This window comes from Bradyrhizobium sp. 22 (genome assembly GCF_000482425.1).
GTDB lineage: Bacteria > Pseudomonadota > Alphaproteobacteria > Rhizobiales > Xanthobacteraceae > Bradyrhizobium > Bradyrhizobium japonicum_B.
Map to the genome: position 1 here is coordinate 3,966,741 of NZ_KI519399.1, position 25,617 is coordinate 3,992,357.

Sequence of the window (25,617 nt, forward strand, 5' to 3'; positions counted from 1 at the left end):
AATCCGCGCGGCGTAACCCACCTCTTCTGCTTTCGCGGAGACGAACAGTGGTGGGTTACGTCGAGCAGATGCGCTTCGCGCATCTGCTCGACTAACCCACCCTACAATTCTCAAGCGTTCATCCGCTTCTTCTTCGCGTTCAGCGCGGATGCCACGCGGCTCACAGGCGGTTTACCTAGCACACGGCTCATCTCATTCGTCGCCGCCAGCAGCCTGTCCATGTCGACACCGGTCCTGATCCCCATGCCTTCGAGCATGTAGACGACGTCCTCGGTCGCGACGTTTCCGGTCGCGCCCGGCGCATAGGGACATCCGCCGAGGCCGCCGGCGGCGGCGTCGATGACGCGCACGCCCTCTTCCATCCCGGCATAGAGATTGGCGAGCGCCTGGCCGTAGGTGTCGTGGAAATGCATCGCGAGCCTGGCGGGAGGGATGCTGGCACTGACCGCGCGCAGCATCTCCTTCGCCTTCTCAGGCGTGCCGACCCCGATGGTGTCGCCGAGCGAGATCTCGTAGCAGCCGAGCTCGAACAACGTGCTCGCAAGATCGGCGACCGCCTTCGGCTTGATCTCACCGTCGAACGGGCAGCCCAGCACGCAGGAGATATAGCCGCGCACCTTCACGCCATCGTCCCTGGCACGCGCCAGCACCGGCTTGAAGCGCTCGATCGACTCCGCGACCGTGCAATTGATGTTGGCGCGCGAAAAACCTTCCGAGGCGGCCGCAAACACCGAGACCACTTCGGCGCCCGCGGCACGCGCGGCGTCATAGCCCTTCTCGTTCGGGACCAGAACGTGGAATTCGGCGCCGGTCACATGGGCAACGCCGCGCAGCACGGCGTCGGAGCTGGCCATCTGCGGGATCGCCTTGGGCGAGACGAAGGCGCCGACCTCGACCGTGTCGAGGCCGGCAGCGACCAGCGCCTCGATGAAGGCGATGCGGGCCTCGACACTGACCGGAATCTTCTCGTTCTGAAGCCCGTCGCGCGGCCCCATTTCGATGATGCGGACGGAATCGCTCATGTCACTCTCCCGCAGGCTCGACCACGGCGAGCTCGACGCCCTCCTGCACGATGTCGCCGACCTTGCATTTGATCGACTTCAGCACGCCAGCATAGGGCGCGCGCAGCGTCTGCTCCATCTTCATCACCTCGAGAGTGAGGATCGGCGCGCCTTTCTCGAGCGTGGCGCCCTCCTCGGCCAGCACGGCGACGACCGTCCCTGGCAACGGGGCGGCGATCTTGTCCTCGCCGGTCTGCTCCTCGCTCTCGCCGCCGAACGGATCGACCCAATGCAGGTCGAAGCGGCCATTGCGCGTGCGCAAATACAGCTCGTGGCCGTCGATCACGGCCGCGACCTGCGATTTCACACCGTCGAGCGTCAGATCGAAGCCGCCGTCCCGTGGCGCAATCGCGAACGCCAGCTCGCGATCGCCGAGCACCAGCGTCGATGGCCCGCTGCCGTAGTTCAGGATGATCTTCTGCTCGTGTCCGTGCCCGACGCGGAAGGCAAAGCTGCGCTGCCGACGGCCGACCGGCTGCCAGCCGAAGGTTTGCCAGGGCGAATTCGCCTCCGCCATCCGGCGCTCGTCGTGGACGATTGCAGCGACCGCTGCACACAGCTCGAGCTCGCCCGGCGCCGGCGCGGCCTGTGTCAGCACAGCCAGCTCGCGCTCGATGAAACCGGTGTCGATCGCATTGGTCCGCACCTTCGGATGCGTCATCAACGCGGACAAGAACGGAATGTTCGTGACGATGCCGCGAACGTCGGACTCTTCCAGGCCGCGGTTCAGCCGCTCGACCGCGACATCCCGCGTCGGCGCCCAGGCGATCATCTTGGCGAGCATGGCGTCGTAGTACGGCGAGACCATATCGCCTTCGCGATAGCCGGCATCGATCCGCAAGCCGCCGGTTTCCTCCGGCAGCCGCCACGTCGAGATCCTGCCGACCGAAGGCATGAAATTCTTGGTCGGGTTCTCTGCGTAAACGCGCGCCTCGACGGCATGGCCGTTGAGCCGGATCTCGTCCTGCTTCAGCGGCAGCGCCTCGCCGAAGGCGACGCGCAGCTGCCACTCGACGAGGTCGATTCCGGTAATCAGCTCGGTGACGGGATGCTCGACCTGGAGGCGCGTGTTCATCTCGATGAAGAACACGTCCTTGCCGTCGGAGACGAACTCGATGGTGCCGGCGCCGACATAGTTCACCGCGCCCGCCGCCTTTCGCGCGGCGGCGCAGACGGTCTCGCGCTGCGCGGCGTTGAGCGTCGGCGACGGCGCCTCCTCGATCACCTTCTGGTGCCTGCGCTGCAGCGTGCATTCGCGCTCGAACAGCGAGAGCAGATTGCCGTGGCTGTCGCCGATCACCTGCACTTCGATATGCCTGGGATTGTCGACATATTTTTCGATCAGCATGCGATCGTCACCGAACGCGGCCTTGGCCTCGCGTTTGGCGCTGACGATCGCAGGTCCAAGCTCGTCCGCCGAGCGCACGATACGCATGCCGCGGCCGCCGCCGCCGGCCGAGGCCTTCACCAGGATGGGAAAGCCGACCTTCTCGGCTGCCTTCGCCAGCGTCGCATCGTCCTGGGCCTCGCCGTGATAGCCGGGCACCAGGGGCACGCCGGCCTTTTCCATCAGCGCCTTCGAGCCTGATTTCGAGCCCATCGCATTCATCATGTCGGCGGTCGGGCCGACGAAGACCAGCCCCGCGTCATAGCAGGCCTGCGCGAACTCGGCGTTTTCGGACAGGAAGCCGTAGCCGGGGTGCACGGCTTCAGTGCCAGTCTTGCGCGCGGCCTCGATCAGGCGCTCGACATTGAGATAGCTGTCGCGAGCGCGCGCGGGCCCGAGCAGCACGGCTTCATCAGCGAGCGCGACATGCATCGCGTCGCGGTCGGCTTCGGAATAGACCGCGACGGTGCGCAGGCCCATGGCGCGCGCGGTGCGGATGACGCGGCAGGCGATCTCGCCGCGATTGGCGATCAGGAGGGTGCGAAAACGCCGGTAGAGCTTTGAGCGGTCCATCGCATCACATCCTGAACAGGCCGAACTTCGTCGGCTCGATCGGCGCATTCGACGCCGCCGAGAGGCCGAGACCGAGCACGAGGCGGGTGTCGGCCGGGTCGATCACGCCATCGTCCCACAGACGCGCCGTTGCGTAGTACGGGTGCCCCTGGCTCTCATATTGCGCGCGAATGGGCTCCCGGAACTTGTCTTCCTCTTCCTTCGACCAGCTGTCGCCCTTGGCCTCGATATTGTCCCGGCGGACCTGGCTCAGCACCATCGAAGCCTGCTCGCCGCCCATCACCGAAATGCGCGCGTTCGGCCACATCCAGAGGAAGCGCGGCGAGTAGGCGCGGCCGCACATGCCGTAATTGCCGGCGCCGTAGGAGCCGCCGATCACCACGGTGAATTTCGGCACCGAGGCGGTCGCCACCGCCGTCACCAGCTTGGCGCCGTCGCGGGCGATGCCGCCGGCCTCGTACTTCTTGCCGACCATGAAACCGGTGATGTTCTGCAAAAATACCAGCGGAATGCCGCGCTGACAGCACAGCTCGATGAAGTGGGCTCCCTTCAGCGAGCTCTCGCTGAACAGGATGCCGTTGTTGGCGATGATGCCGATCGGATAGCCCCAGATATGGGCGAAGCCGCACACTAAAGTCGTGCCGTAGAGTTTCTTGAACTCGTCGAACTCGGAGCCGTCGACGACACGCGCGATGATGTCGCGCACGTCGAACGGCTTTCTGCCATCGACCGGCACCACGCCGTAGATCTCCTCCGCCGCAAATAGCGGCTCGCGGGGCGGATGCATGTTGAGGTTCGGCCGCACCGGCGGCTTCAGCGTGCCGACGATGCGCCGGGCGATGCCGATCGCATGGGCATCGTTCTGGGCATAGTGGTCGGTGACGCCCGACTGACGCGAATGCACGTCGGCGCCGCCGAGTTCCTCGGCACTGACGACCTCGCCGGTCGCAGCCTTCACCAGCGGCGGGCCGCCGAGGAAGATGGTGCCCTGGTTGCGGACGATGATGCTCTCGTCGGACATCGCCGGCACATAGGCGCCGCCTGCCGTGCAGGAGCCCATCACGATCGCGATCTGCGGAATCCCCTGCGACGACATCTGCGCCTGGTTGTAGAAGATGCGGCCGAAATGCCGTTCGTCGGGAAAGATCTCGTCCTGCAGCGGCAGGAAGGCGCCGCCGGAATCGACCATGTAGACGCAGGGAAGATTGTTCTGCCGCGCGACGTCCTGGGCGCGCAGATGCTTCTTCACGGTCATGGGATAATATGTGCCGCCCTTGATGGTGGCGTCGTTGGCGACGATGACGCATTCGCGCCCGGCAACGCGCCCTACCCCGGTCACGACGCTCGCCGAATGCACATCGCCGCCGTAGAGGCCGTAGGCCGCGAGCGGCGACAGCTCCAGGAACGAGGTGCCGGGATCGACCAAGAGGTCGACGCGCTGGCGCGCCAGCATCTTGCCGCGCGCGGTGTGGCGGTTGCGCGAGACCTCGCCGCCGCCGCCCGCGACCTGGCTGAGTTTCTCGCGCAAGTCGGCAACGAGGGTGCGCATCGCCTCGGCATTGCGCGCGAAATCTGACGAAGACGGATCGATGCTGGAATGAAGCGGCATTTTGATTCCAATGGGGTGAAGGACTTAAGCCGTCTCGGCCATCAGCTCGCGGCCGATCAGCATGCGGCGAACCTCGGACGTCCCCGCGCCGATCTCGTAGAGTTTCGCGTCGCGCCAGAGGCGCCCCACGGGGAATTCGCTGGTGTAGCCGAGGCCGCCGAGCGCCTGGATCGCCTCGCCCGCCATCCACGTCGCCTTCTCCGCCGAATAGAGGATCGCCGCCGCCGCGTCCTTGCGCAAGGTGCGCGCGTGGTCGGCGCGGTCGCAAGCCTTCCCCACGGCATAGACATAGGCGCGCGTGGCCTGCCAGGTCGAATACATGTCGGCGAGCTTGCCCTGCATCAGCTGGAAATCGCCGATCGGCTGGCCGAACTGCTTGCGCTCGTGCATGTAGGGCACCACAGCGTCCATGCAGGCAGCCATGATGCCGAGCGGGCCGCCGGACAGCACCGCGCGCTCGTAGTCGAGGCCGGACATCAGCACCTTGACGCCCTCGCCGACCTTGCCCATCACGTTCTCCTCCGGCACCTCGCACTCGTCGAAGAACAAGGGATAGGTGTTGGAGCCGCGCATGCCGAGCTTGTCGAGATGCTGGCCGTGGCTGAAGCCCTTGAAGCCCTTCTCGATCAGGAAAGCCGTCATGCCGCGCGGGCCGGCCTCCGGATCGGTCTTGGCATAGACCACCAGCACGTCGGCATCGCCGCCATTGGTGATCCACATCTTGGAGCCGTTGAGCACGTAGCGGTCGCCGCGCTTGTCGGCGCGCAGCTTCATCGAGACCACGTCGGAGCCGGCGCCCGGCTCGGACATCGCGAGCGCGCCGACATATTCGCCCGAGATCAGCTTGGGCAGATAGCGCTGGCGCTGGACGTCGTTGCCGTTGCGGCGGATCTGGTTGACGCAGAGGTTGGAATGGGCGCCATAGGACAGCCCGACCGCAGCCGAGCCGCGCGAAATCTCTTCCATGGCGACGACGTGGGCGAGATAGCCCATGTTCGATCCGCCATATTGCTCCGGCGCGGTCATGCCGAGCAGGCCGAGGTCGCCAAAGCGCTTCCACAGGTCCGCCGGAAACAGGTTGGCCTTCTCGATCTCGGCGGCGCGGGGGGTGATCTCCGCCTCCACGAAGGCGCGCAACGTGTCGCGCAGCATCGTGATGTCTTCGCCCAGGTCGAAATCGATGCTCGGGATGTTCAAGGCGATTCCTCCGTGTTTTGGGCACCGAACCTAGCGGGGTCAGAGCCCTCTTGCGGTCGAAAAGGTTGCATTTTCTGCCAAACTTGGCGAGGATTTTCCTCATGCCCTTTCAAGCCGCAACTTCGGTCCCGCGCCGCGCCGTCACTCCGGCCGCCTTCGTTCGCGGCGTGGTTGCCGCCTATGCGCGATACCGACTGGACCCGGCCGAAGCGTTGCAGCGGGCTCAGATAGCGCCAGACCTTGTCAATTCTCCGGACGGGCGGATCACGGCTGCCCAGTTCGAAGCTCTGGCGGGCCATGCCATGCGCGAGCTCGACGACGAGGCGCTCGGCTGGTTCTCGCGGCGCCTGCCCTTCGGCACCTACGGCATGCTATGCCGCGCCTCGATCACGGCGCCGACGCTGGAGGTCGCGCTCAAGCGCTGGTGCCGGCATCACCGCCTGCTCACCGAGGACGTGCTGCTCGATCTCGAGGTCGGCGAGGAAACCGCGGAGGTCTCGATCCGGGAGCTGCGCGATCTCGGCGATTTGCGCGAATTCTGCCTGGTCACGCTGCTCCGCTACGTGCTCGGCTTCTCCTGCTGGGCCGTCGATTCCAGGATCGCGCTGCGCGCGGCCGAATTCCCGCACGCTGAGCCCGGCCATGTCTCGGTCTATCCGACCATCTTTTGCCGGAACATCCGCTTCGATGCCGATCGCGCGGCAATCGTCTTCGACAAGCATTATCTGTCGCTGCCGCTGACGCGCAGCGCCGTCGATCTCGACAACATGCTCAAGGGCGCGCTCAGGCTGACCGTGCTGCCCTATCGGCGCGACCGGCTGCTGGTCGAGCGCGTCCGCCGCGTGCTGCGCAATGCGCGCGGGCGCAGCCTCGGCGCCGAGGATGTCGCGAGCGAGCTTGCGCTCTCCACCCGCACCATGCATCGCCGCCTGCGCGAGGAGGCCACCTCGCTGCGCGACCTCAAGGAAGAGGCAAAATTCGAGCTGGCCAAACAGGAGCTGATGCGGGGCCGCACGCCGATCAAGCGGATCGCGGAGATCGCCGGCTTCCGCAACGAGAAGAGCTTCTCCCGCGCTTTCCGCACCTGGACCGGTGCGAGCCCCCGCGAGTTTCGCGGACGGTATCGCTAAGAGGACGCTGCCGCGACGTCCTGCAGCGGCAGCGGCACGTCCTTGGCAACGCCGAGCACCGGGAAGCTGCGGACATTCTTCACGTCTGGCATGGCCGCGAAATGCAGCAGCTGCTGGCGCATGCTCTCGACGCTCGGCGCCACGCATTTCAGGAGATAGTCGGTGTCGCCGGAAATCCGCCAGCACTGCTGGATGCGCGGGATCGCGGCGATCGAGCTCTCGAACGCCTCCAGCACCGGCTGCGCCTGGCTGCCGAGCTGGATCGAGACGAACGAGACCACCTCATAGCCGAGCCGCCGCTCGTCGAGCACGGCCCGCACCGCCCGGATCACGCCGCGGCTGAACAGCGATTTCAACCGCCGCAGGCAGTTCGGCGCGGATACCCCGACGCGCAGCGCCAGCTCGTTGTTGCGCACCCGTCCGTCCTGCTGCAGCTCGGAGAGTATCTTCAAATCGACGCTGTCGAGCTGGTCCCGCCCGGCCATCCCCTAACCTCGCCATGAGCTTGTCATGCGGGGAGCGAAGCACGCGGCGGAAGGGGTGCCAAGGGGCTGGAGCTGCGCATGGCACCCCCGTATACGAGCAGAATACCTCACAGCGTCATGGCCGGGCTTGTCCCGACCATCCAGGTTCTTTTCTTCGACCCCAAAGACGTGGATGCCCGGGACAAGCCCGGGCATGACGAATTCAGCGTGCGCGGAGGCAAGTGGTCAGTGCGTCCAGGGCTCGCCGCGGCGGAACGAGAAATTGTCGGCATAGGCAACCGGGCGCCGCACCGATTCCTTCGGCTCGATGACCTGGTAGGCGATGCCCTTGCGCTCGCAATAGGCGACCGCCTCCTCCTTACTGTGGAAGCGCAGCGTGATCTGCTGCTTCATGTCGCCCGACGAGGTCCAGCCCATCAGCGGCTCGACCGCGCGCGGCTGCTCCGGCTCATAGTCGAGCTGCCATTCCTTGGTCTTGGACCGGCCGGATTGCATCGCGTTCTTGGCGGGCTTGAAAATGCGTGCGGTCATGGGTGGTGCGGGCCTCGTTTTCGTCTTCGTTCGATTTCGATGCGTCAGGGTGGCAGTTGGTGCAAACCTCAGGGATAGTATAGAGAAAACCGGTTGGGAACTGCTTGGTGATTCCGGCCTCCGTGGCCCCTGCGACGGTATAGTCATTATGCTGCACCGTGACAATTGCGTACCCGCCTCCCGCGCCGGGATCCCGCCCGGCGGCACTGCCTCCCCGACCTCAGCCTGTCCGCCCCCTTCGAGAGCTGCCCTCGCATGGCCTTCCTGAACGTCAACGCCACCCTCCCCGACAAGGGCCGTGATCTCCGGCTCGACCTGTTTCGCGGCGTCGCGAACTGGGCGATCTTCCTCGACCACATCCCCGACAATGTCGTGAACTGGATCACGACCCGCAATTACGGCTTTTCCGACGCCGCCGATCTGTTCGTCTTCATCTCCGGCTACACGGCCTCCTTCGTCTATGCGCGGATGATGCTGGAGCGCGGCTTCATCGTCGGGGCCACCCGGCTGACCAAGCGGGTCTGGCAGCTCTACGTCGCCCACATCATCCTGTTCGTGATCTATATCGCCTCGATCAGCTATCTGGCGCTGCGCTTCGGCGATAGCGAGATGATCAACGAGTTCAACGTCGCCGGTCTCGTCGACAACGCCACCGAGACGCTGCGCCAGGGCCTGTTCCTCCGCTTCAAGCCGCTCAATCTCGACGTGCTGCCGCTCTACATCGTGCTGATGGGCCTGTTTCCGCCGGTGCTGTGGTTCATGCTGCGCAAGCCCGATCTGACGATGGTGCTGGCGATCGTGCTATGGCTGACGGCGCGCCACTTCGGCTGGAATCTGAACGCCTATCCGGCCGGCCAGTGGTACTTCAACCCGTACGCCTGGCAGGTGCTGTTCGTGTTCGGCGCCTGGTGTGCGCTGGGTGGCGCGCGGCGCTCGATGGCGCTGATCAACGCGCCGATCACGCTCTATCTCTGTCTCGGCTATCTCGTGTTCGCCCTGGTCATGACCATGGCGGGCCGCTTCCCCACATTCGGCGGCATGTTCCCGGAATGGCTGTTCTCGGCCTTCAACCCGAACGACAAGACCAACCTCGCGCCCTACCGCTTCATCCACTTCGTCGTGATCGTGATCCTGGTGATCCGCTTCGTGCCGAAGGAATGGCCGGGGCTCGAATGGAAGGTGTTCGATCCCCTGATCGTCTGCGGCCAGCAATCGCTCGCCGTGTTCTGCGTCGGCGTGTTCCTGTCCTTCGTCGGCCATTTCGAGCTGTCGATGAGCTCCGGCTCGCTGCTCGCGCAGATCTTCGTCAGCGTCGCCGGCATCGCGATCATGACGACGGTGGCCTACTACATCTCGTGGTCGAAGAAGCAGGACAAGCCGCTGAAGCCGCCGCCCAAGCCGGCGGCAAGCGCGGCATAGGCGGCCTGAGCCTGGAACGCCCCGCCGTTCGCGGAGCGCGCGGTCGCCCTGGCGGCTTGAGCCGATTGATTGACCTGGGTCAACCGGGGGCTGCGCCGGCCGGCATAATGTCGTCACGACACGCGCCGCCGCTCCGATGTCGGCGGCCTCCCCTCGGACAAGGCCAAAAGCACATGCCCTCTCATTTTCACGCCGTGGTATGGATCGACCATTTGCAAGCCAGGATCTTCCATCTCGGCCTGAGCGGCTCCGACGAAATCACGCTGCATCCGCACCTGGCGACGCGTCACCTTCATCACAAGGCCAGCGTGGTCGGCAGCGGCCATGCCGCTCCTGACAAGGCGTTCTATGCTGAAGTGAGCAAAGCCCTCGCCGATGCCGGCGAGATCCTCATCATCGGTCCGGCCAGCGCCAAGACGGAGCTCGCAAGCTACATCCGCACGAACGCTCCCGATCTCGCCAAGCGGATTGCGGCGGTGGAAGCGGCCGATCATCCCTCGGATGCCGAAATCGTCGCCTATGCGAAACGTCACTTCAAACTGCCGCTGCCGCGCGTACAGGCACGGGGATAGGCCGGCGAACGGCACGCGGGCCTCGGCGCGAAGCGTGACGAACCTTGGGCATGATGAGCGGTCAATCCCGGCTCATCATGCTTCAGGCCGCTTCCTCGCCGTCGAACTCGGTGAATTTCTTGTAGATCCAATCGCGGCCGTCATGGCGGCGCCAGACCTTGCCGTACACGAGCTGGCCATTGATCGAGCGGCGGGGCACGATCACGGTCCAGAGGTGCCAGATCTCGTTCCAGCCCGACTGCGGACCGGCGGTCTCGAGGTTGCGATCGAAGGGCATGGGCAGAACTCGCTGACGCAGAACTCACCTGATGCGCGCCGCGACGAGCCGTGATCGGTGTCGCACGAATGGAGGGCAGCACATCGTGAGCCGGGTTCGATCTGATAGCAGCCCGAACAACGGCCGCAACAATCGCCCGGCTTTAACCTAACCGATCAACCTTACTTCTTGGGATGAAGCTGCGCGGTCGGTTGAATGCTGCAGCCGGCTCTTCTAGAATTGCACGTGATTTGAGAACGAGCGCAGGCTTACGCGCAGGTGCTTTTTTGAACTGACGTCGAACTTTGTAACGGGTTGGATGTTTGAAGATTATTGACGGGCGGGGACGACCACGATGAATTTGGAATATGCATGCTTGCGCGTCGCGCTGCGCTGGGCGTGGTCTGCGCCGGCCGCGGAGACGGCTACCCCGGAACCGCCGAAAGCCGCCAACGACAACCAGACGATCTGGCCCTTCGTGCCGTTTCCCGCCGGCTGGTACGCCGCGGGCTGACCGGCCGGATCCGACAAGCGGTCTGAAAAGCGCAACGCCGCGCAAGCGGAATATCATCGCTTGGCGGCGTTGCGTTTAGACGTTGGGCGCTGAAATCCCCAACACCGATATGTCTATGGCGACGCCAGCAAGGTTCGATGACGTCTTGGTCATTCTCACCGGCTTCGCTTAGATGCCGGCGCCTGATGCCGCCTGGCCATTGGCTTGCAGCCGCTTTGCGCGGTACAGGTCCGGCTCGCCTGAGGCGGAGTTAGAATCGCAAGGAAAATGAAAGGGACTCAACCTCGGGACTGGTCGGGGCAGCTGGATTCGAACCAACGACCTGCAGTACCCAAAACTGCCGCGCTACCAGGCTGCGCTATACCCCGAATGTCCGGCGAGCCCCGTCGATACACGCTTCCAAAGGCGCCAGCAAGCTCACAAACTGGTGCCAGCAGGGCTGCCAATGCCCCTCGCCTGCCTGCCCTATTTGCTGCCGAACAGCGGGTGACCGACGCGGTCGCCGACGCGGATACCGTATTTCTGCACCGTTCCCGCCACCACCTCCAGCACGGCCCGGGCTGGCCCCCGGGACGAGATGATCTTGGTCGACAGCGGCTCGGTGTTCTCGGCGATGCGCAGGATGCGCCCGTTGGCGCTGATGAAGATCATGTCGAGCGAGACATAGGTGTTCTTCATCCACATCGATATCTCCTGCTCGGGATTGAAGTCGAACAGCATGCCTTTGCCGTCCGCCAGCTCCTTGCGGTACATCAGGCCGGTCTCTTTCTCTTCCGCGGTCGTTGCCATCTCCACCGAGAAGACCTGCACGCCGTTCCTGGTGACGATCTCCAGCGGCTGGAAGCTGGCGGCGCCGGCGGGCGCGCTGGCGATGACACAGCCGGCGGCGACGAGGATGGCGGCAAGCCAGCCCTTCAGAGCGGACCAGATGGCCTTTCGATCAGGATTCATGGGGGATACTCGAGGCGTGGGACTGGAGTCAGTCCTTAAGCGGCGGTCGTCGGAAAAGCCAGAGGCGCGCCGGCCTGCCGGCGCGCCTCTGCTCACGATTGCGGGACCTGAAGGCTCGACCGGATCCGGTCGGCACGTCGCACCGTGCTCAGTGCGACTGCAATCCCGGCGATCCGGTCTCGGGATGGATCTCGGCCGCCATCATGCCCTTGGAGCCGGGCCCGAAGCGGACCAGGACATACTGGCCGGGCCTGAGCTCGGTCATGCCGAAGCGGCGCAGTGTCTCCATGTGCACGAAGATGTCGGGCGTACCCTCGCCGCAGGTCAGGAAGCCGAAGCCGCGCAGCCGGTTGAACCATTTGACCTGGGCCCGTTCCAGCCCGCTGGTCGGGGTGACCGTGACGTGGGTGCGCGGCGGCAGCATCTGCGCCGGATGGATCGCGGTCGATTCGTCCATCGAGACGACGCGGAACGCCTGGTAACCCTTGGCGCGCTGGATGCACTCGACGACGATGCGGGCGCCCTCATAGGCGGTCTGGAAGCCGTCGCGCCTAAGCACGGTAACGTGCAGGAGCACGTCCGGCCAGCCGTTGTCGGGAACGATGAAGCCGTAGCCTTTGGAGGCGTCGAACCATTTGATGACGCCGTGGACTTCGACGAGGTTGGCGCTGGCCTCGCCCAACCCGCTGAATGGATTGAGGCCGCTGTCGCGGCCGGCACCGCCATGTTCGCCCGGCGTGACCCGCCCGGACGATGCTCCCTGCCCGGGAACCCCGAGCTTCTTGGACTCAAATCCGTCCGACGACCCCATAACCCCGGACCCCACGCTGCCATGCAACCCGCCACACCGGCGGCGCTCGAATCACGCGTCTTAAGAGAATGTTCTCAATTCGACGCGACGCGAATCTTTCGACTCAAAAGATAACACTCCCGGTTGCGAGGCATAGACAAAAAAGAGATTCGCCGGAACCTATGAACAGCTTGCGCAGCCGCGAATCAAATTGATGCCTCAATTACCGACAAAGGGCCCAAGCGTTTCGCCGATGTCGTGACGGATGACGAGGTCGGCGATGTCGTCCTGCTCGGTCGGCTCGCGATTGATGATCACCAGACGTGCACCGGCGTTCCTCGCCATCATCGGAAACCCCGCCGCCGGCCAGACCACGAGCGAGGAACCGATCGCGATGAAGAGGTCGCAGGCTTGCGACAGCGCGGTCGCGCGCTGCATTTCGTCCTCGGGCATCATCTGGCCGAAAGAGACCGTGGCGGTCTTCACCGGCTCATCGCAGGCGGTGCAGTTGGGCGCGGCGCCGGCCTCGTCGAAGCGGCGCTTCACCCAGTCGAGCGGATAGGCCTGTCCGCATCCGATGCAACGCGCATAAGTGGTGTTGCCGTGAAGTTCAATCACGTGCTCGCCGGCGAAGCCGGAGGCCTGGTGCAGATTGTCGATGTTCTGGGTGATGACGGCGGGAACCTTGCCGGCACGATAGAGCGAGGCCAGCGCGCGATGGCCGCGGCCAGGCTTCGCCGCCGCGAACACCTCCTCCATCGCGAAACGGCGACGCCAGGATTCGTCGCGAGCCGACTGGCTTGCGACGAATTCGCCGAACTCGATCGGACGGTAGCGCGTCCAAATTCCGCCCGGCGAGCGGAAGTCGGGAATGCCGCATTCGGTCGAGATGCCGGCGCCGGTGAACGGCACGATCACCTTTGCCTCGGCGATCATGTCGCCAAGCCGTTCGACGCCGCTTTGAAGATCCGATGCAATCAATCGCGGCCTCCCGATTCGTTTTTGCCCTGGCAGCTCACTGCGCAAGCGGCAAGATCGTTGACGCTCTTATCAAGCGCCAACGCGATGCACTCGGCAATTTTTTCCGGCCTTCGCATATCACAATCCTGCAATGCCGCCTCCCCATTGACGCCCCATTCGGGAGCATCAATGGATGTGTGAATGCGACTCAAGAGGATGCGGCGGCAGTGCTTGAGTTCAATAGTAACCCGAGGGGATGGCCATGACCGAAGACGAAGAACGCAAAGCCCGTGAGCGCGACGAGATCGCCGCCCGTGTCGCCGCCTTCCGTGCCACGCAGGAAAAATTCAAGCGCGAGCGCGAGGAGTATTTCGTGTCGACGCTGGAGAATGCCCGCAAAGTCGAACGGCCGTCGCTTTGGCCGTAACGCGCCTCTGATCATTGCGCATGAAAAAAGCCCGGAGCATCGCTCCGGGCTTTTCGCTTGTCGGGCGTTACCAATGGCGCCAGTGGTGATGGTGCCGGTGGTACGGTCCGCCGCCGTAATAGCCGTAGGGGCCAGGCCCGTAATAATAGGCGGGGCCATCATAATAGCCGTAGCGGGGGCCGTAATAGCCGTACGGGGATGCTGCGACTGCGCCCGCGGTGATCGCGCCGGCGGCGAGGCCGAATGCGAGGCCCGGGCCGATGCCGCGCCCGCGTGCCTCGGCGGGCGCAGGGGCTGCGACCGCGGTCACACCGACGGCTGCGACGGTGACCAGAACTGCCAATGTCTTCTTCATGCACTCCTCCTTCGCGTCTTGCCGGGATTAACGACGCGCGCCTGCGATGGTTGCGCGCAGGGGTGGAACCACAGCTGCAAACAAAAAGCAGAGGGCGCCGGAACGAAACCGCCGGGCGCGCATTGCCTCTCCAAGTGCGGGAGCCTCCGCCATCCGGTTGAGGCGACAGCACGAAGACCCCGTCGGCATCTCCGCGATGCCGGCGGGGTTTTCAGTTTCACGGGAACAGATGGCAGCACACGGCAATGGCTGCCAGCGGGGCGGACGACCGAGGAGGAAGACTTGCCCTTATCCGCTTTGCTGGCCCGTATCCGTAAATTGGTTCCCAGATCCGACGATCGGCATTACGACGAGATCGTGCGCAACTTCGGTAACGGCGCGCTGCACCCGCCGCCGACCCCGATGAGTGACCGCGAGCTGGCGCGGGCCATCGCCGAGTTCCTGAAAGAGCAGCCGTCGAGCGAATCCGTCGCGACCCTCGGCCGCCGCCTCGACCCTTCCTCTCCGGTTTGAGCTGCTATTCGGCAGGAGCAGGGAACGGGGATTGCGCGCGGACGTTGAACTCTCTTCACGCAGAACGGAAGAGGCCGACATGCCCGCATGGCTCGAAGTGGTGCTCAACCTGTCCGGCTATGCCGGCTTCCTGGCGCTCGCCTCGCGCGGCAGCGCATACCCGCACGCGCCGGCCGACAATTGCAGCTACAGCGACGAGCGCTGATCGGGTGCGCCACTTTTTCTGGCGTGTGCCGTTTCAATTGGCATGCGCCGGCTGGCCCGCCGTGCGCACCAGCCGGTCGGCCTTGACCGCAACGCGCGTGTCCTCGACCTGCGGCCGCAGCGAAAAGCTGACCACCACGAACGCGAGACAGAACAGCGTGCCGACGATGGCGACGCGCCGGTAGGTGTGGCGGTCGCCCTGGTAAAAGGAAGGCTGTGAAAAAGGTGTCATGACAAAATTGCTTGCTGCAAAGGCGTTTCTTGCTTGTCTTTGCCAGACACCTACCCGATGCGGCGACAAGCGCAACGCGATTGGGCTTTTAACCTAACCGAATAGGGTTATCGGCTTCCGCGCAAAGGATCGTTAGGAATTTGCGGTGCCATCGCGACGGTCCACTGTCCCATGCGAAGCGCAGTTACGACAGCGCTACTTTGCCGACCGTCTTTGTTCCAGCTTCGACTCCTTTTCGTTCTCAAAGAACGAATCGGAATCGAGAAAATCAGCGCGGCGCGATTCCTAACGATCGATGAAAGCGCGCGCCGCAACGTCGTCTGCCGCAAGACTCCCCGACACGATCTTGGGCGGCAAGAATTTCGAGACGGCCGCAAACACGATGACGATCTCGCGGCATGGCTCACATCGAAAGCTGTTGGCGGAGACCGCCGTCATCGGCTGGGCGCATCGCGGGCATGTCATGCAGGCCGAACGCTGACGGCACAGCTTCGTTCCTGCACGTCGTCCCCGCACGCTGGCTCGTGCGCGCAGATCACGCCGCCCGCTTCGCCTTGCCCTTCTCCGAGAAGCATTCCAGGATCTGAATGCGGAGCTCTTCTGCGGCCGGACCCTCGAGCCTCCTGAGCTCGTTCCAGAGCCTGATCACTTCGCGCTGCTTTTCGACGGTCATGAGTCACCTCCTCCTTGCGGTCGATCTAGAGGAGGCGCATTAGAACAAAGAGGGAACAAAAAGTCCAGCCCCCTGGCGCGATTTTCCCGGCACGTCGCTTTGAACCTTTTCGGCGCAGCGCGGACCCATGAAAGCTGGGGATTTCAGCGCCCAGTTATATGGCAGCGCCGCGGTGAACGAACATATTCCGTCACCCGCGGCGCTGTTGCTTTTTGGATTTTCAACTTTAAGTTTGAGCTACGGCTGACGGCCAGGCGCTGAAATCCCAACGTCGTCAGTCGGAAGAGCCCCGTGCGAAAGCGCGGGGTTTTCTTGTTTGTCCTGATCGTCGTGGCGATGTTCGGCATCGCAGATGCCGAGCACCACCTTTTGTCTTCAGCCCTTGATCGCTGCGCGGCCTTGCGAGAGAGCGCGCCGCAACGATGTCGCCAACGCTCAGACGGCGTCCTTGGCCACCTTGAGCGGCGAGGCCTTGACCGACTTGCTCGCGGGCTTGGCCGCAAACTGCATCGGCTCCTTGGTGAAGGGATTGACGCCCATGCGGGCTTCGGTCGCCGGCTTGTTGACGACCGACATCTTCACGAAGCCGGGAATGACGAACTCGCCGGACTCGTTGAGCTCCTTGTAGCCGACAGTGGCCATGTATTCGATCACCGACTTCACGTCGTTCTTCGAGAGCTGCGTGCCCTCGGCAATCGCATCAATCAATTGGGTTTTCGTCATCTTCGCCATCTCTGAATTCCTTTTGTGCGCGCGAGCAATTTTTGCTGTGGACGCGGCCTGAAGCGCGGGGGGCGCGCTGGCTGATTTCATGCCTGAGGTCATGAAGTGACGGGCTTAGAACCCATCGAGGCCGAAAACGCAAGCAGCGGCTCTGCGGGGTTCCCGACTTCCTGTGCAAGCTGGCGCAGGCCTGCCACTTTCCTTTGAACCATTTTGTCCCTGGTGCGTCTCATCATTGAAGTCCCCAAGCTTCACCCCACCAGAGAGCCCCGCTTCCCCCCAGGCGGGGTTTTCGCTTTGCGCGCCTGGCAGAACGTCCCCGGCTGCTATAATGGCTTGAGGGTTTCTCGCGGGGTGCTCATGAAGGTCGCTATCGTCATCGCAGGTTTGATCGTCGTGGCCGTCGCCGCCCTCGTCGCGCTCCAGCCGAGCTTCCTGAAGCCTGCGTCCCTCGCCGTCGTGAAGAAGTCCGACATCTTCGGCTTCTCGCCCGGAATGACATCCGAGGAGACCAGCAAGCTCGTCAGTCGACGCCATTATCTCTGCCGTCAGGGTCGCAACTCCTACACTCTCGAATGCGATATCAACGGCGCCAAGGTCACGGTTGACAGCGACGAGGCTGATGCCAGCCGCCCGATCTGGCGCGTCAATGCGACGGTGAACAATCCGGGACCGCAGGATGCTGCCGTCAAATCGATCTCCGAACAGTTCAACGCGCAAGCCATCAAGGACCGGGACGGATGGACCTGGATCGTCGGCCGCGGGCTCAAGCTGAGCTATGACGGCCTCGCCTTGAGCCTCGTGGACGAGGCCGCGGAGGCGCGGCTGCGCAAGGTGGATGCCAAGCGCTGAAGCATGATCCGGAAAATTGCGGCGGTGTTTCGGAACGATCATGCTTGAACGACAACCCGAAGCGCAACGGCGATTCACTTCTCGTCGCCTCGCGCTTTGGAGGCTGACGTCACCTCGCCGTGAAACTTGTGGCCGGGCGCGCGTTGTTGACGCTTCAGTAACCTAACGCGGCCAAGCTCCATTCAGTTTCGTTGCGTTGGAGTATCCCACAGTGCTTGATTTTGACGAGCTGCGTGAACTCGCGGCCGATGTTCGTGTCTTTGTCGAGCTCGCCGAGGACAAGGCCGAAGCGCTCAAAGCCGTCATCGCGGCCTATGACGTGGTCCTGGCGATCTTCCCCGCCGACGACGGCATGGGCCTCCATGTCATCAAGGGCAGCGAGATCCTGAACGGGATCGCAAGATCAGGGAGCCATGCGGCCTACAGCCATACGGCGATCGCGGTCCCCGATCTGCAACATGCGCAAGCGCTCAAGCTGCTGACGGCCCCGGTCGAGCAACGGATCGCGGCCTAGCTTCAGACGTCGGGGATGGCTGCCTCGGCTGTCGTCCCAAGGAGCGTCTGAGGTCGCGTCTGACGGCGTTATCAGCGGAGCCGATTCAGGACCCGGAGGGGGAGCCACGATCCCAGCACCATCAAGATCGCGATGATCGCAACGACGGCGTACTTCAGCGGATGTTGCCACGAGGCGAGTGAGCCTTCGAGGCGAAGGTAGGGCAGCACGGCCTCCATGCCCATTCCGATGAGGGCAACCGCCGTCAGACCGCCCACGATTGATGCGAAGAGATTGACGATCCATCCCATCACGCCGCGCTCGTTCGACCACGCCTCGTAGATCGCGACCGCCAGCGTCACGACGACAAAGACCAGCATGAAGCTCATCGAGCCGCCGACGCTCGACGTCGGGCCGAACGCCTCCAGCAGCAACATGGCCGCCACCGCAAGCAGCGTGATCGTCTTCACGAAGCTCTCCTCATCCGTGCCCCAGCAGCAGCACCGCAGAGCCGATCACGATACAGGCGAGGCCGAGGACGGCCGTCGCGATCTCGACGGCATGTTCCAGGCCGAAGAACCTGATGACGGCACTCCATGCGGCCGACAGGAGAATTTCCACGATCGCGCTGAGCAGGGCCTGCAGCATGAGAATTGGTCGCGCCGGCGGAACCGGGGTTCGGCGACGGCGGGTTAAATTTAACCGCTGTCCACGATCTCCTCACCGAATATCCCCGGCCTTCCGGCTGTCACCAATCGAGACCGGCTTGTTGAGAAAATACTCGCGGTTGCCGGTCGCGGCTTCCGCGTACTGGTCGATCGCCACGATGATGGCCTGGACGTGGGCATAGCACCACCCTTCCCGCGTCGCCCGTCGGCGAACGTCCTCGAGCGCGGTCAGGAATGGCGACAGCTCTCGCTCGTCGTCGAACCATCGCCTGCTCACCATGTCCTCCCGCCGAGCACCCGGCCCTTCGCCGCGCGCGGCTCCGCCGCCTTCAGCGCATCGCGCTGCGCGCAAAGACTCTCGAGCTTCGCTTCCATCCGCGACAGCAGCGCTTCGGCCGAGGCCGTGCCGACGCCGGCCCGCTGCAGCTGGAGGATCTCCCTCCTGTGCCTTCCCATCTGGATACGCATCCGTTCGATCTCCCGCCTGACATAGTCCAGGTCCGGCATTGTTCCGCCTCGCGAATTTTGGAGCTGGCCCATAAGAACAAAAGAGGAACGCAGAGTCGAGTCCGACGTTGTACGGAGACGGAAAAGGAGATGCGCGATGGCCGACAACACCCGGAAGGAACCGAAGGACTGGGTTTCCGGAGATGACCCGATGACCGGAGCCCAGGAATCCTACCTCAAGACCCTCGCCGAGCAGGCGCACGAAAGACCGCCCGAGCCGGAGCTGACCAAGGCCGAGGCCTCGGAGCTGATCGACAAGATGCGGCAAAAGGCCGGGCTGGATGAATAGGCGTGGGAATTGCGGGATTGCGGTGCCGTGTGTATGCAAACGAAATTGGGAATCGAAAATGCCTTATTTCGTTTGCGCCCGCGACGGAGCGGGCCAGATCATCTTGAAGCGGGACACCCGGGAAGCGGCCGAGAAGAAGGCCGCCGAGCTCCGCGACATGGGCTATTTCGAAGTCGAGATCATTGCAAAGGGCGTCGAGAAGGCGGCGTGAGGAACTGGCGTGATGTCGGCCGAGTTGGCCGTGCATGACCAAGGAATCCCTGCAACACCAGGCCGACCGCGCGGAAGCTCTCGCCGCCCAGACGGCAGACGGCGAAATCAGAGAAGCTCTGTTGAAAGCTGCGCAGGAATATCGGGCGCAGCTGGATAACGGTGACGACGAAGCCGAGCCAGAGTGATGCGCGGCCTTTTGCATCAGAGCGCCCTACGGATCTCGGCGCAGCGCGCTTAGGAACAAGTCCGGCCAATCGGAATTCACCGATCAAGCAGTGCCGGCATTCCCCCCCCGCGTGTCGGCACTGACAGCCCCGTGGCGCCGCCGCTGCGGGGCTATCCTTTAGGAGGCTATCATGAGCGACCGCACAGGCAACGAACCCGCACCGCTGATGCTTTTCGGCGTGGCCATTCTCCCGGTCATCGCGGTGCTGGCCTGGTTCGCGTTCTGATTATGACTGACGATTAGAGCACTTCGGCTCGGCCCGGCGCTCTGAGTGGCTTTACTGCTACCGAGCCAAGCTCGTAGGATGGGTAGAGCGAAGCGAAACCCATCGATGGCCTTGTTGCGTGGCGAAGCATGATGGGTCTCGCAAGTGCTCTACTCATCCTGCGAGTTCACGCACGTTCTTCGGCGACAACCCTCGTGCCATACTCCCCCGACTTTCAATAAGCGATCAGGCAATCAACGCACAACGGTGTCTTGAATGAAGACCGCCCTTGTCTTCGGCGCAACCGGCTTCATCGGCTCGCATTTGCTGCGCGACCTCCTGGACAGCCCCGACTATTCGCGGGTCGTCGCGGTGGCGCGCAAGCCGCTGGCGGTGGACCATCCGAAGCTCACGGTGCTGATCGGCGATCTCGCTTCCCTGCCCGCCCTCAAGCCGCAATTGGTTGCGGACGAGATCTTCATCGCGCTGGGGACGACACGAAAGCACACGCCTGACGAGGCCGAGTATTACAAGATCGATCATGATTATCCGGTGCTCGCGGCCGAGATCGCCAAAGCGAACGGCGCGCGCTCGGTGTTTCTGGTCACGGCCGTTGGCGCCAACGCCGCTTCGAGCGTGTTCTATCTCAGGACCAAGGGCGAGGTGGAGCGGGACATTCTCGCGCTCGATTTCGAGCACACGCACATTTTCCGCCCGTCGATGATCGTCGGCGAGCGCGATGAGGACCGCCCCCGCGAACGCCTCATCATCGCGATTTGGGGCGTGCTCAATCCGCTGCTCGTCGGCCCGGCCGACCGCTATCGCGGGATCGCCGGCAACGACATCGCGCACGCCATTGCCAACGCCGCGCGGCATCAAACCAAGAAGGTGCGAATCTATCATTGGAAAGAGATGGCGGCGCTGCTTGGAGCGTGATGCGGTGCGTAGGATGGGTAGAGCGAAGCGAAACCCATCGAGGGCCTTGTTGCGTGACGATGCATGATGGGTTTCGCAAGTGCTCTACCCATCCTACGAGCTGCACCCCTGCAGTGAGACACGATAATTACAGTGACAGGTTTTCGAGGATGACCCGTGGCAGGACGAGGAAAGAAGCGCCAATTTTCGACGGCTTCGATTCATCGGAACAGCGAATGCAGGCTCTTAGAGGGATTGCTTCCCGCCTGACTTGCTGGCTTCCCAAGTTTCCATGATGAACAACGTGAGCGTGTGCGCCGCGTTCACAGCCAAGCGCGCGTGACGTGGGTAGATTGGCTGGGTGTCTTCATCGTGCCCGTGCGCCGAACCGTAGTGGGTGCGCAGCGCGGCGACGCCGTGGGTAACTGAGAACATGCCGGTCAAGATCTGCTGAATGTCCCCCTGGTAGTCGGCCGGCGACAGGCCAAGGTGCTTCATGACGAGCGGAAACATGGTGTTCAATAGCTGCTTGTTCGGGGCCTCCTGCTCCTCCTCATTCAGGTAGTTTTTGCAGAGGGCTTCGAGCACGGCACAAGCTGCGGTAATCGCGGCGGGCGGATCGGAGACAACCGTTCTCAGCGCGCGGTCGAATTCCTTCTCGATGGTCTGGAACGGGTTCAGGTTCAGCTGTTCGCGCAGCGATTTGCTAGGGCCCGGCAGGTTCACGCCATGGATATGGCCCCCGCGGCTGTAGCTCAGCCCCTCACTTGCCAGCGCGTCATAAATCGGCTGCCGGAAATCAGGTTCGACCACCGGCGGTGTCCCGTCCCACGAATGACGGACATACGGCTCCCGCTCATGGTCCATCATGTCCGCGATGAATTGACCAAATGCCGTCAACGGATCGGTCATCTGGGCATTACCGCGCATCAGCCAAACCCGGATCTTGTCGATCCTATTTCCGGCCGGTGGCTCGCCGGGGAAACCGCAGGCCATTAGTTTGGCGTTGATTTTCGTATGGCCGTACCATTCACCGGCAATCGGTGCAGTTACCCCAATGAGCTGAGCCGGAATCTGGGCCATCAACCACCAGTATACATCTTCAGTAACAGCGCGGCGATGGTCGAGGACACAACCTTGAGTCCCACGTCGGCCGTAACCTTCACCAACTTGTCTCCCCAACGCTTCAGCTTGCCCGCGTCGGGCTGCGATTTTTCCGCTTCGAGTTTCACCGCATCGGCAAGGTCGCGCACTTCTAGTTGGTCTTCCGATCCCAATGCCTTGAATTCCGGCGACGCCAACGCCTTGTCGATTTCCTGAACGAGCGATTGGTGTGTCTGGGTGAACGCTGACTGGTTGAAGTTGGAGCCGACCTGTTGAACCCCGCCCGGGCTGTTGCTCTGAACAATATTGATCGTACCTTCCTTCTTCATCTTCTGGCTTCCCATCATCCCATGGAAGTAGTCGTCTACGAGGCTATCCCGTTTCTCGGTCAGTTTGACCATCGTCCGGTTCGCAATCGTAGCATAGGCGTCGTTCTGCGCCGAATTCGAGAGCCCGTTCGGAACGCCCAGTTCCTGTCCGATCATGTCCGCCATCCGCCCCATACAATATTTTAGGGCGTTGGTGATTTCTAAGCCGGTGTCTTCGGAGCAGTTGTAGGTGAATTGCGCAGCGTCGAGGGCGTGTTTGGCGAACACCCGCAACGCGATTTCCTCAACTTGCAGATAGGTCCGGCTGTTCTGGAGGGCGTTGCTCGCTGAAGCCCTCCTAACCATAGCGGCCAGTTCCAGCTTGAATTCTTCGAGGGCCTCGTAGGACCTCGCGTTCAGGCGCCTCGATATGTACTCAATATCCGTCATTCTGCCCGCCTCGAGGGTGATTCCGTAGACTTTATTGCGCCAGATCGGCCGATACACTCACAAAAACCGAACGCAGCCAACGCATATCCTCGCCTACGATTCAAGGCCGACGGTGCATAGACTCATTCGCCGTCGTTTGCCTCTCGCGGGCATTTGCCCCCGCCCCTGCCCCTCCTCCCCGTTTCCTGCTATCTCTCCCCCGCCGTCCCGGCCCAAGACAAAACCCTCCACCCCCAGGGAGCCCCACCCATGCGATACCTCCACACCATGCTGCGCGTGCGCAATCTCGATGTCGCGCTGAAATTCTATGTCGATGCTTTCGGCTTGAAGGAGGTGCGGCGGATTGAGAACGACAAGGGGCGCTTCACGCTGGTCTTCCTGTGCTCGGCGGACGATCTCGAGGCGCTGAAGAAGCAGCCGCCGACGCGCGGGGCGCCGCTGGTCGAGCTCACCTGGAATTGGGACGAGGAGACCTACGGCGAGGATCGCTTCTTCGGCCATCTCGCCTATGAGGTCGACGACATCTACGCCACTTGCGAGAAGCTGATGAAGGCCGGCGTTACCATCAACCGTCCGCCGCGCGACGGCAACATGGCCTTCGTGCGCTCGCCGGACCTGCACTCGATCGAGCTGTTGCAGAAGGGCGATCCGAAGCCGCCGCAGGAGCCGTGGGCGTCCATGCCGAACACCGGTCATTGGTAGGTTTGCGCGCGGGAACAAGCACGCGCGGCCCGCGTTCACCCTCCAGTGATGCAATTGGAGGAGGATACGATGGCGAGAGGGCTGTTGTTGTGGATGCTTGGCGTGCCGATCCCGGTGATCATTCTGTTGTGGCTGTTCTTCGGCCGCTGACCGTCGGTTTGATCTTTGCCAGGTTGAACTATGCAATGAAAGCTCCGCCACGTGCGGAGCTTTTTGCATGAGGGGCGCCGCAATCGCGCATCGCTCAAGCCGGCGAATTCCGCTATCACCCGCGACAAGCAACAACGCCGCGGGAGACGTTTCATGCCTGACACCAAGCTGACGATCTGGGGCCGCGCCAATTCGGTCAACGTGCAGAAGGTGCTGTGGTGCCTGACCGAGCTCGATCTGCCCTATGAGCGTATCGATGCCGGCATGAGCTACGGCCGGACGCACGAGGCCGAGTATCTGGCGATGAACCCCAACGCGCGGATCCCGACGCTGGTCGAGGGCGACTTCGTGCTGTGGGAATCCAATTCGATCATGCGCTACCTCTGCCTCGCGCATGGACGCGGCACACCGATCTATCCCGAAGCGCCGAAGCAGCGCGCCTCGATCGACCGCTGGCTGGACTGGACGCTGTCGACGGTGCAGCCGGTCGACCGCCCGGTGTTCTGGGGCATCGTGCGCACGGCGCCCGCCGAGCGCGACATGATCCAGGTGCAGCGCGATGCCGACGCCGCCGCCGAGGTCTGGGCCATCGCCGACCGCCTGCTCTCCTCACGCCGGTTCATGGCGGGCGATGCCTTCACGCTCGCCGACATCGCGGTCGGCTGTTATGCGCGGCGCTGGCTCGGGGTCGAGGGCATCAGCCGGCCGGCGCAGCCGCATCTGACGCGCTGGCTCGCCGAGCTCGGCAAACGGCCCGGATTTGCACAACATGTCGCACCGCCGATGTCGTGAGCCGGCGGTTCGGCGCTTGACGGCTACTGTGCATGGGGTTGTTTTCGCATTTTTTGCTTTGGGCCTAGCGCCAGCCGCGCTCGACCAGCAGCACGCAGACGATCAGCACCAGGGTCACCGCCGCCGTCGCCAGCCGCGCCGTCCAGCTCAGGCCGCGGCCGACCCACCACAGCAGCGCGCAATACATCACGACGGGAACGATGAGGTCGAGGCGGATGAGATCCGGCGACATCGGCCTTTAGCGCCTGACCGTGGTGTCGATGCGGCTCGAGCCCTCGATCTTCACGCAGGTCCCGGTGCCCTCGACCATGACGAAGCGCGGGCCATAGGAGGCGCAGGCGCCTGCTCGGGCCTTGCCGGCCGCGCCCTTCAGCGGCGCGATGGTCGCGCCCGCCTGGGGCCGCTCGGCAGGCGGCAGGCGCAGGGACTCCGCCGCGGCGGCGGACGTGACGAGCAGCGGGATCAGGATCAAGAGCTTGGTGCGCATGGCGGCGTTCTAGCCCGGACCGGCGCAGCGCGCCATCGGGGCGGGTGCACCCGCGATCAGATGAACTTGATGCCGGCCGATTTGCCGCGGCGCCAGACCACCTGGCAGCTCCGCCCGGTGCGCGAATCCCGTGCGAAGGCGAGCCGGATCACGCCCGGGAGCTGGCTGGCATCCTCGTCCAGGGTGATCTTGGCGCCGGAATCCGAGATATCCTGGACCAGGCAATGCCGCGCGGCGAAGCCGCCGTCGAGCGTGATCCAGGCGTGCTTCGACAGCAGCTTGCGGGCTGCACGCTTTTTCGGCGGTGGCATCGGCGAGAGATCTCCCTCCCCAGCGCTACCCGGCGCCCCCTAAGAAACCGTTGCAATCGCCCGCCGATAATCCCCGGATCGGCGCTATCCACCGGGGCCAAAAGACCGGCCCCGACCGGCTTGCCCGGAGGCGTAAAGGCCACTATACGTTCGCCCGCTGCAAGCCGCCGGGCCCTGTTCGGCCGGCCAGCGGCCGTGCCGGGAACAACGGCAGGGCCCTGCGTTTGCTCCCTTCGTCTATCGGTTAGGACGCCACCCTTTCACGGTGGAGAGAGCGGTTCGATTCCGCTAGGGAGCGCCATTGCGCAGGCGATGAACGCCATCGGCTGCCACGGCCGAACGGCAATTTCCGCTGCTTCCCCATGAACCTTCCCGCCGCTCGC

General features: G+C 63.7%; 39 protein-coding genes and 2 tRNA genes. 17 read left to right on the forward strand and 24 right to left on the reverse strand.

The window, feature by feature from the left end; genetic code table 11:
- Window positions 1–110: 110 nt before the first annotated feature.
- Genes K410_RS0120175 through K410_RS0120190 form a run of 4 tightly spaced genes read right to left on the reverse strand, consistent with a single transcriptional unit; the run spans window position 111 to window position 5,827 of the window.
- Window positions 111–1,022 (reverse strand): hydroxymethylglutaryl-CoA lyase, encoded by a 912-nt coding sequence (locus K410_RS0120175; protein WP_028136557.1) that lies wholly within the window; start codon window positions 1,020–1,022, stop codon window positions 111–113.
- Between the two features lies 1 nt (window position 1,023).
- Window positions 1,024–3,021, reverse strand: coding sequence for an acetyl/propionyl/methylcrotonyl-CoA carboxylase subunit alpha (locus tag K410_RS0120180; RefSeq protein ID WP_028136558.1), 1,998 nt, complete (start codon window positions 3,019–3,021; stop codon window positions 1,024–1,026).
- 4 nt (window positions 3,022–3,025) lie between these two features.
- On the reverse strand, window positions 3,026–4,630 hold the full coding sequence (locus tag K410_RS0120185; protein WP_028136559.1) for a carboxyl transferase domain-containing protein: 1,605 nt from the start codon (window positions 4,628–4,630) through the stop codon (window positions 3,026–3,028).
- A 24-nt stretch (window positions 4,631–4,654) separates the two neighbouring features.
- The gene (locus K410_RS0120190; protein WP_028136560.1) at window positions 4,655–5,827 is read right to left on the reverse strand and encodes an isovaleryl-CoA dehydrogenase; all 1,173 of its coding nucleotides are present in this window, start codon (window positions 5,825–5,827) and stop codon (window positions 4,655–4,657) included.
- Between the two features lie 101 nt (window positions 5,828–5,928).
- Between K410_RS0120190 and K410_RS0120195 the strand changes: the two genes are divergently transcribed.
- Entirely contained in the window at window positions 5,929–6,957 is a 1,029-nt protein-coding gene (locus tag K410_RS0120195; protein ID WP_028136561.1) for an AraC family transcriptional regulator, read from the forward strand.
- Here the strand turns inward: K410_RS0120195 and K410_RS0120200 are convergent.
- Together K410_RS0120200 and K410_RS0120205 are read right to left on the reverse strand one after the other, a co-directional pair.
- On the reverse strand, window positions 6,954–7,442 hold the full coding sequence (locus tag K410_RS0120200) for an Lrp/AsnC family transcriptional regulator (RefSeq protein WP_028136562.1): 489 nt from the start codon (window positions 7,440–7,442) through the stop codon (window positions 6,954–6,956). The two genes, K410_RS0120195 and K410_RS0120200, sit on opposite strands and share 4 nt — an antisense overlap.
- Before the next feature lie 225 nt (window positions 7,443–7,667).
- Window positions 7,668–7,973, reverse strand: coding sequence for an ETC complex I subunit (locus K410_RS0120205; protein ID WP_028136563.1), 306 nt, complete (start codon window positions 7,971–7,973; stop codon window positions 7,668–7,670).
- A 255-nt stretch (window positions 7,974–8,228) separates the two neighbouring features.
- Here K410_RS0120205 and K410_RS0120210 point away from each other — a divergent pair, with 255 nt between their 5' ends.
- Both K410_RS0120210 and K410_RS0120215 read left to right on the forward strand, forming a co-directional pair.
- Entirely contained in the window at window positions 8,229–9,392 is a 1,164-nt protein-coding gene (locus K410_RS0120210) for an OpgC domain-containing protein (RefSeq protein WP_028136564.1), read from the forward strand.
- 173 nt (window positions 9,393–9,565) lie between these two features.
- Window positions 9,566–9,964: a hypothetical protein gene (locus K410_RS0120215; protein WP_028136565.1), complete on the forward strand. Its 399-nt coding sequence runs from the start codon at window positions 9,566–9,568 to the stop codon at window positions 9,962–9,964.
- A gap of 82 nt (window positions 9,965–10,046) precedes the next feature.
- Here the strand turns inward: K410_RS0120215 and K410_RS0120220 are convergent, their stop codons facing one another.
- Window positions 10,047–10,241 (reverse strand): hypothetical protein, encoded by a 195-nt coding sequence (locus tag K410_RS0120220; protein ID WP_028136566.1) that lies wholly within the window; start codon window positions 10,239–10,241, stop codon window positions 10,047–10,049.
- 334 nt (window positions 10,242–10,575) lie between these two features.
- Here K410_RS0120220 and K410_RS40440 point away from each other — a divergent pair, with 334 nt between their 5' ends.
- Window positions 10,576–10,734 (forward strand): hypothetical protein, encoded by a 159-nt coding sequence (locus K410_RS40440; protein ID WP_196236026.1) that lies wholly within the window; start codon window positions 10,576–10,578, stop codon window positions 10,732–10,734.
- 291 nt (window positions 10,735–11,025) lie between these two features.
- Here the strand turns inward: K410_RS40440 and K410_RS0120230 are convergent.
- The 4 genes from K410_RS0120230 to K410_RS0120245 form a co-directional block, all read right to left on the reverse strand.
- A tRNA-Pro gene (locus K410_RS0120230) sits at window positions 11,026–11,102 on the reverse strand.
- A gap of 97 nt (window positions 11,103–11,199) precedes the next feature.
- Window positions 11,200–11,685 (reverse strand): DUF192 domain-containing protein, encoded by a 486-nt coding sequence (locus K410_RS0120235; protein ID WP_028136567.1) that lies wholly within the window; start codon window positions 11,683–11,685, stop codon window positions 11,200–11,202.
- Between the two features lie 148 nt (window positions 11,686–11,833).
- Complete coding sequence (locus K410_RS0120240) at window positions 11,834–12,496, reverse strand: cold-shock protein (protein ID WP_028136568.1); 663 nt, start codon at window positions 12,494–12,496, stop codon at window positions 11,834–11,836.
- A 198-nt stretch (window positions 12,497–12,694) separates the two neighbouring features.
- Window positions 12,695–13,456 (reverse strand): SIR2 family NAD-dependent protein deacylase, encoded by a 762-nt coding sequence (locus K410_RS0120245; protein ID WP_028136569.1) that lies wholly within the window; start codon window positions 13,454–13,456, stop codon window positions 12,695–12,697.
- A gap of 241 nt (window positions 13,457–13,697) precedes the next feature.
- On the opposite strand from K410_RS0120245, the gene K410_RS40445 reads away from it, so the two are divergent.
- Complete coding sequence (locus K410_RS40445; RefSeq protein WP_162832225.1) at window positions 13,698–13,862, forward strand: hypothetical protein; 165 nt, start codon at window positions 13,698–13,700, stop codon at window positions 13,860–13,862.
- Between the two features lie 67 nt (window positions 13,863–13,929).
- Here K410_RS40445 and K410_RS0120255 read toward each other — a convergent pair whose 3' ends face one another.
- A complete protein-coding gene (locus tag K410_RS0120255; protein ID WP_028136570.1) occupies window positions 13,930–14,217 on the reverse strand; it encodes a hypothetical protein in 288 nt (95 codons plus the stop codon).
- Window positions 14,218–14,499: 282 nt separating this feature from the next.
- Between K410_RS0120255 and K410_RS0120260 the strand changes: the two genes are divergently transcribed.
- Both K410_RS0120260 and K410_RS41290 read left to right on the forward strand, forming a co-directional pair.
- Window positions 14,500–14,730, forward strand: coding sequence for a hypothetical protein (locus tag K410_RS0120260; protein WP_028136571.1), 231 nt, complete (start codon window positions 14,500–14,502; stop codon window positions 14,728–14,730).
- Between the two features lie 79 nt (window positions 14,731–14,809).
- The gene (locus K410_RS41290; protein WP_283805926.1) at window positions 14,810–14,935 is read left to right on the forward strand and encodes a hypothetical protein; all 126 of its coding nucleotides are present in this window, start codon (window positions 14,810–14,812) and stop codon (window positions 14,933–14,935) included.
- Window positions 14,936–14,968: 33 nt separating this feature from the next.
- Here K410_RS41290 and K410_RS0120270 read toward each other — a convergent pair whose 3' ends face one another.
- Window positions 14,969–15,166 carry a hypothetical protein gene (locus K410_RS0120270; RefSeq protein ID WP_028136572.1) on the reverse strand — a complete coding sequence of 66 codons (198 nt, stop codon included), beginning with the start codon at window positions 15,164–15,166 and terminating at the stop codon, window positions 14,969–14,971.
- Between the two features lie 346 nt (window positions 15,167–15,512).
- On the opposite strand from K410_RS0120270, the gene K410_RS41295 reads away from it, so the two are divergent.
- Entirely contained in the window at window positions 15,513–15,647 is a 135-nt protein-coding gene (locus K410_RS41295; protein WP_283805927.1) for a hypothetical protein, read from the forward strand.
- Window positions 15,648–15,701: 54 nt separating this feature from the next.
- Here the strand turns inward: K410_RS41295 and K410_RS40450 are convergent, their stop codons facing one another.
- Together K410_RS40450 and K410_RS0120285 are read right to left on the reverse strand one after the other, a co-directional pair.
- Window positions 15,702–15,839: a hypothetical protein gene (locus K410_RS40450; RefSeq protein WP_194402184.1), complete on the reverse strand. Its 138-nt coding sequence runs from the start codon at window positions 15,837–15,839 to the stop codon at window positions 15,702–15,704.
- A 435-nt stretch (window positions 15,840–16,274) separates the two neighbouring features.
- Entirely contained in the window at window positions 16,275–16,571 is a 297-nt protein-coding gene (locus tag K410_RS0120285; RefSeq protein ID WP_018323108.1) for an HU family DNA-binding protein, read from the reverse strand.
- A 351-nt stretch (window positions 16,572–16,922) separates the two neighbouring features.
- Between K410_RS0120285 and K410_RS0120290 the strand changes: the two genes are divergently transcribed.
- Both K410_RS0120290 and K410_RS0120295 read left to right on the forward strand, forming a co-directional pair.
- Entirely contained in the window at window positions 16,923–17,414 is a 492-nt protein-coding gene (locus K410_RS0120290; RefSeq protein ID WP_028136574.1) for a hypothetical protein, read from the forward strand.
- A 211-nt stretch (window positions 17,415–17,625) separates the two neighbouring features.
- Window positions 17,626–17,928: a hypothetical protein gene (locus K410_RS0120295; RefSeq protein WP_028136575.1), complete on the forward strand. Its 303-nt coding sequence runs from the start codon at window positions 17,626–17,628 to the stop codon at window positions 17,926–17,928.
- A 71-nt stretch (window positions 17,929–17,999) separates the two neighbouring features.
- On the opposite strand, the gene K410_RS0120300 is transcribed toward K410_RS0120295, so the two are convergent.
- The 4 genes from K410_RS0120300 to K410_RS0120315 all read right to left on the reverse strand — a co-directional run bounded on the left by K410_RS0120300 (window position 18,000) and on the right by K410_RS0120315 (window position 19,082).
- The gene (locus tag K410_RS0120300; RefSeq protein ID WP_028136576.1) at window positions 18,000–18,377 is read right to left on the reverse strand and encodes a hypothetical protein; all 378 of its coding nucleotides are present in this window, start codon (window positions 18,375–18,377) and stop codon (window positions 18,000–18,002) included.
- A 10-nt stretch (window positions 18,378–18,387) separates the two neighbouring features.
- Window positions 18,388–18,555: a hypothetical protein gene (locus tag K410_RS39685; protein WP_155253517.1), complete on the reverse strand. Its 168-nt coding sequence runs from the start codon at window positions 18,553–18,555 to the stop codon at window positions 18,388–18,390.
- Window positions 18,556–18,627: 72 nt separating this feature from the next.
- Window positions 18,628–18,852, reverse strand: coding sequence for a hypothetical protein (locus tag K410_RS0120310; RefSeq protein ID WP_235884773.1), 225 nt, complete (start codon window positions 18,850–18,852; stop codon window positions 18,628–18,630).
- A complete protein-coding gene (locus tag K410_RS0120315) occupies window positions 18,849–19,082 on the reverse strand; it encodes a hypothetical protein (protein WP_028136578.1) in 234 nt (77 codons plus the stop codon). Before K410_RS0120315 ends, K410_RS0120310 begins: the two co-directional genes overlap by 4 nt.
- 97 nt (window positions 19,083–19,179) lie before the next feature.
- Here K410_RS0120315 and K410_RS0120320 point away from each other — a divergent pair, with 97 nt between their 5' ends.
- The 4 genes from K410_RS0120320 (at window position 19,180) to K410_RS0120340 (ending at window position 20,951) form a co-directional block, all read left to right on the forward strand.
- Window positions 19,180–19,371: a DUF3072 domain-containing protein gene (locus tag K410_RS0120320; protein ID WP_028136579.1), complete on the forward strand. Its 192-nt coding sequence runs from the start codon at window positions 19,180–19,182 to the stop codon at window positions 19,369–19,371.
- 58 nt (window positions 19,372–19,429) lie between these two features.
- Window positions 19,430–19,582 (forward strand): hypothetical protein, encoded by a 153-nt coding sequence (locus K410_RS39690; RefSeq protein ID WP_155253518.1) that lies wholly within the window; start codon window positions 19,430–19,432, stop codon window positions 19,580–19,582.
- Window positions 19,583–19,616: 34 nt separating this feature from the next.
- On the forward strand, window positions 19,617–19,769 hold the full coding sequence (locus K410_RS39695) for a hypothetical protein (RefSeq protein WP_155253519.1): 153 nt from the start codon (window positions 19,617–19,619) through the stop codon (window positions 19,767–19,769).
- 522 nt (window positions 19,770–20,291) lie between these two features.
- Window positions 20,292–20,951 (forward strand): oxidoreductase, encoded by a 660-nt coding sequence (locus tag K410_RS0120340; RefSeq protein WP_028136580.1) that lies wholly within the window; start codon window positions 20,292–20,294, stop codon window positions 20,949–20,951.
- 225 nt (window positions 20,952–21,176) lie between these two features.
- Here K410_RS0120340 and K410_RS37080 read toward each other — a convergent pair whose 3' ends face one another.
- Window positions 21,177–22,013, reverse strand: a complete 837-nt coding sequence (locus K410_RS37080; protein WP_049820133.1) for an abortive infection family protein — start codon at window positions 22,011–22,013, stop codon at window positions 21,177–21,179.
- Entirely contained in the window at window positions 22,013–22,792 is a 780-nt protein-coding gene (locus K410_RS0120350; RefSeq protein WP_028136581.1) for a hypothetical protein, read from the reverse strand. The genes K410_RS37080 and K410_RS0120350 overlap by 1 nt, the downstream gene beginning before the upstream one ends.
- 249 nt (window positions 22,793–23,041) lie before the next feature.
- On the opposite strand from K410_RS0120350, the gene K410_RS0120355 reads away from it, so the two are divergent.
- Both K410_RS0120355 and K410_RS0120365 read left to right on the forward strand, forming a co-directional pair.
- Window positions 23,042–23,494 (forward strand): VOC family protein, encoded by a 453-nt coding sequence (locus K410_RS0120355; protein ID WP_028136582.1) that lies wholly within the window; start codon window positions 23,042–23,044, stop codon window positions 23,492–23,494.
- A gap of 303 nt (window positions 23,495–23,797) precedes the next feature.
- A complete protein-coding gene (locus tag K410_RS0120365) occupies window positions 23,798–24,436 on the forward strand; it encodes a glutathione S-transferase family protein (protein WP_028136583.1) in 639 nt (212 codons plus the stop codon).
- 64 nt (window positions 24,437–24,500) lie between these two features.
- On the opposite strand, the gene K410_RS39700 is transcribed toward K410_RS0120365, so the two are convergent.
- Genes K410_RS39700 through K410_RS0120380 form a run of 3 tightly spaced genes read right to left on the reverse strand, consistent with a single transcriptional unit; the run spans window position 24,501 to window position 25,234 of the window.
- Window positions 24,501–24,668, reverse strand: coding sequence for a hypothetical protein (locus tag K410_RS39700; protein WP_063831427.1), 168 nt, complete (start codon window positions 24,666–24,668; stop codon window positions 24,501–24,503).
- Between the two features lie 6 nt (window positions 24,669–24,674).
- Window positions 24,675–24,923: a hypothetical protein gene (locus K410_RS0120375; RefSeq protein WP_028136584.1), complete on the reverse strand. Its 249-nt coding sequence runs from the start codon at window positions 24,921–24,923 to the stop codon at window positions 24,675–24,677.
- A 56-nt stretch (window positions 24,924–24,979) separates the two neighbouring features.
- Complete coding sequence (locus K410_RS0120380) at window positions 24,980–25,234, reverse strand: PilZ domain-containing protein (protein WP_028136585.1); 255 nt, start codon at window positions 25,232–25,234, stop codon at window positions 24,980–24,982.
- Window positions 25,235–25,460: 226 nt separating this feature from the next.
- On the opposite strand from K410_RS0120380, the gene K410_RS0120385 reads away from it, so the two are divergent.
- Window positions 25,461–25,535 (forward strand) — tRNA-Glu (locus K410_RS0120385).
- The last annotated feature ends 82 nt before the right edge of the window (window positions 25,536–25,617 follow it).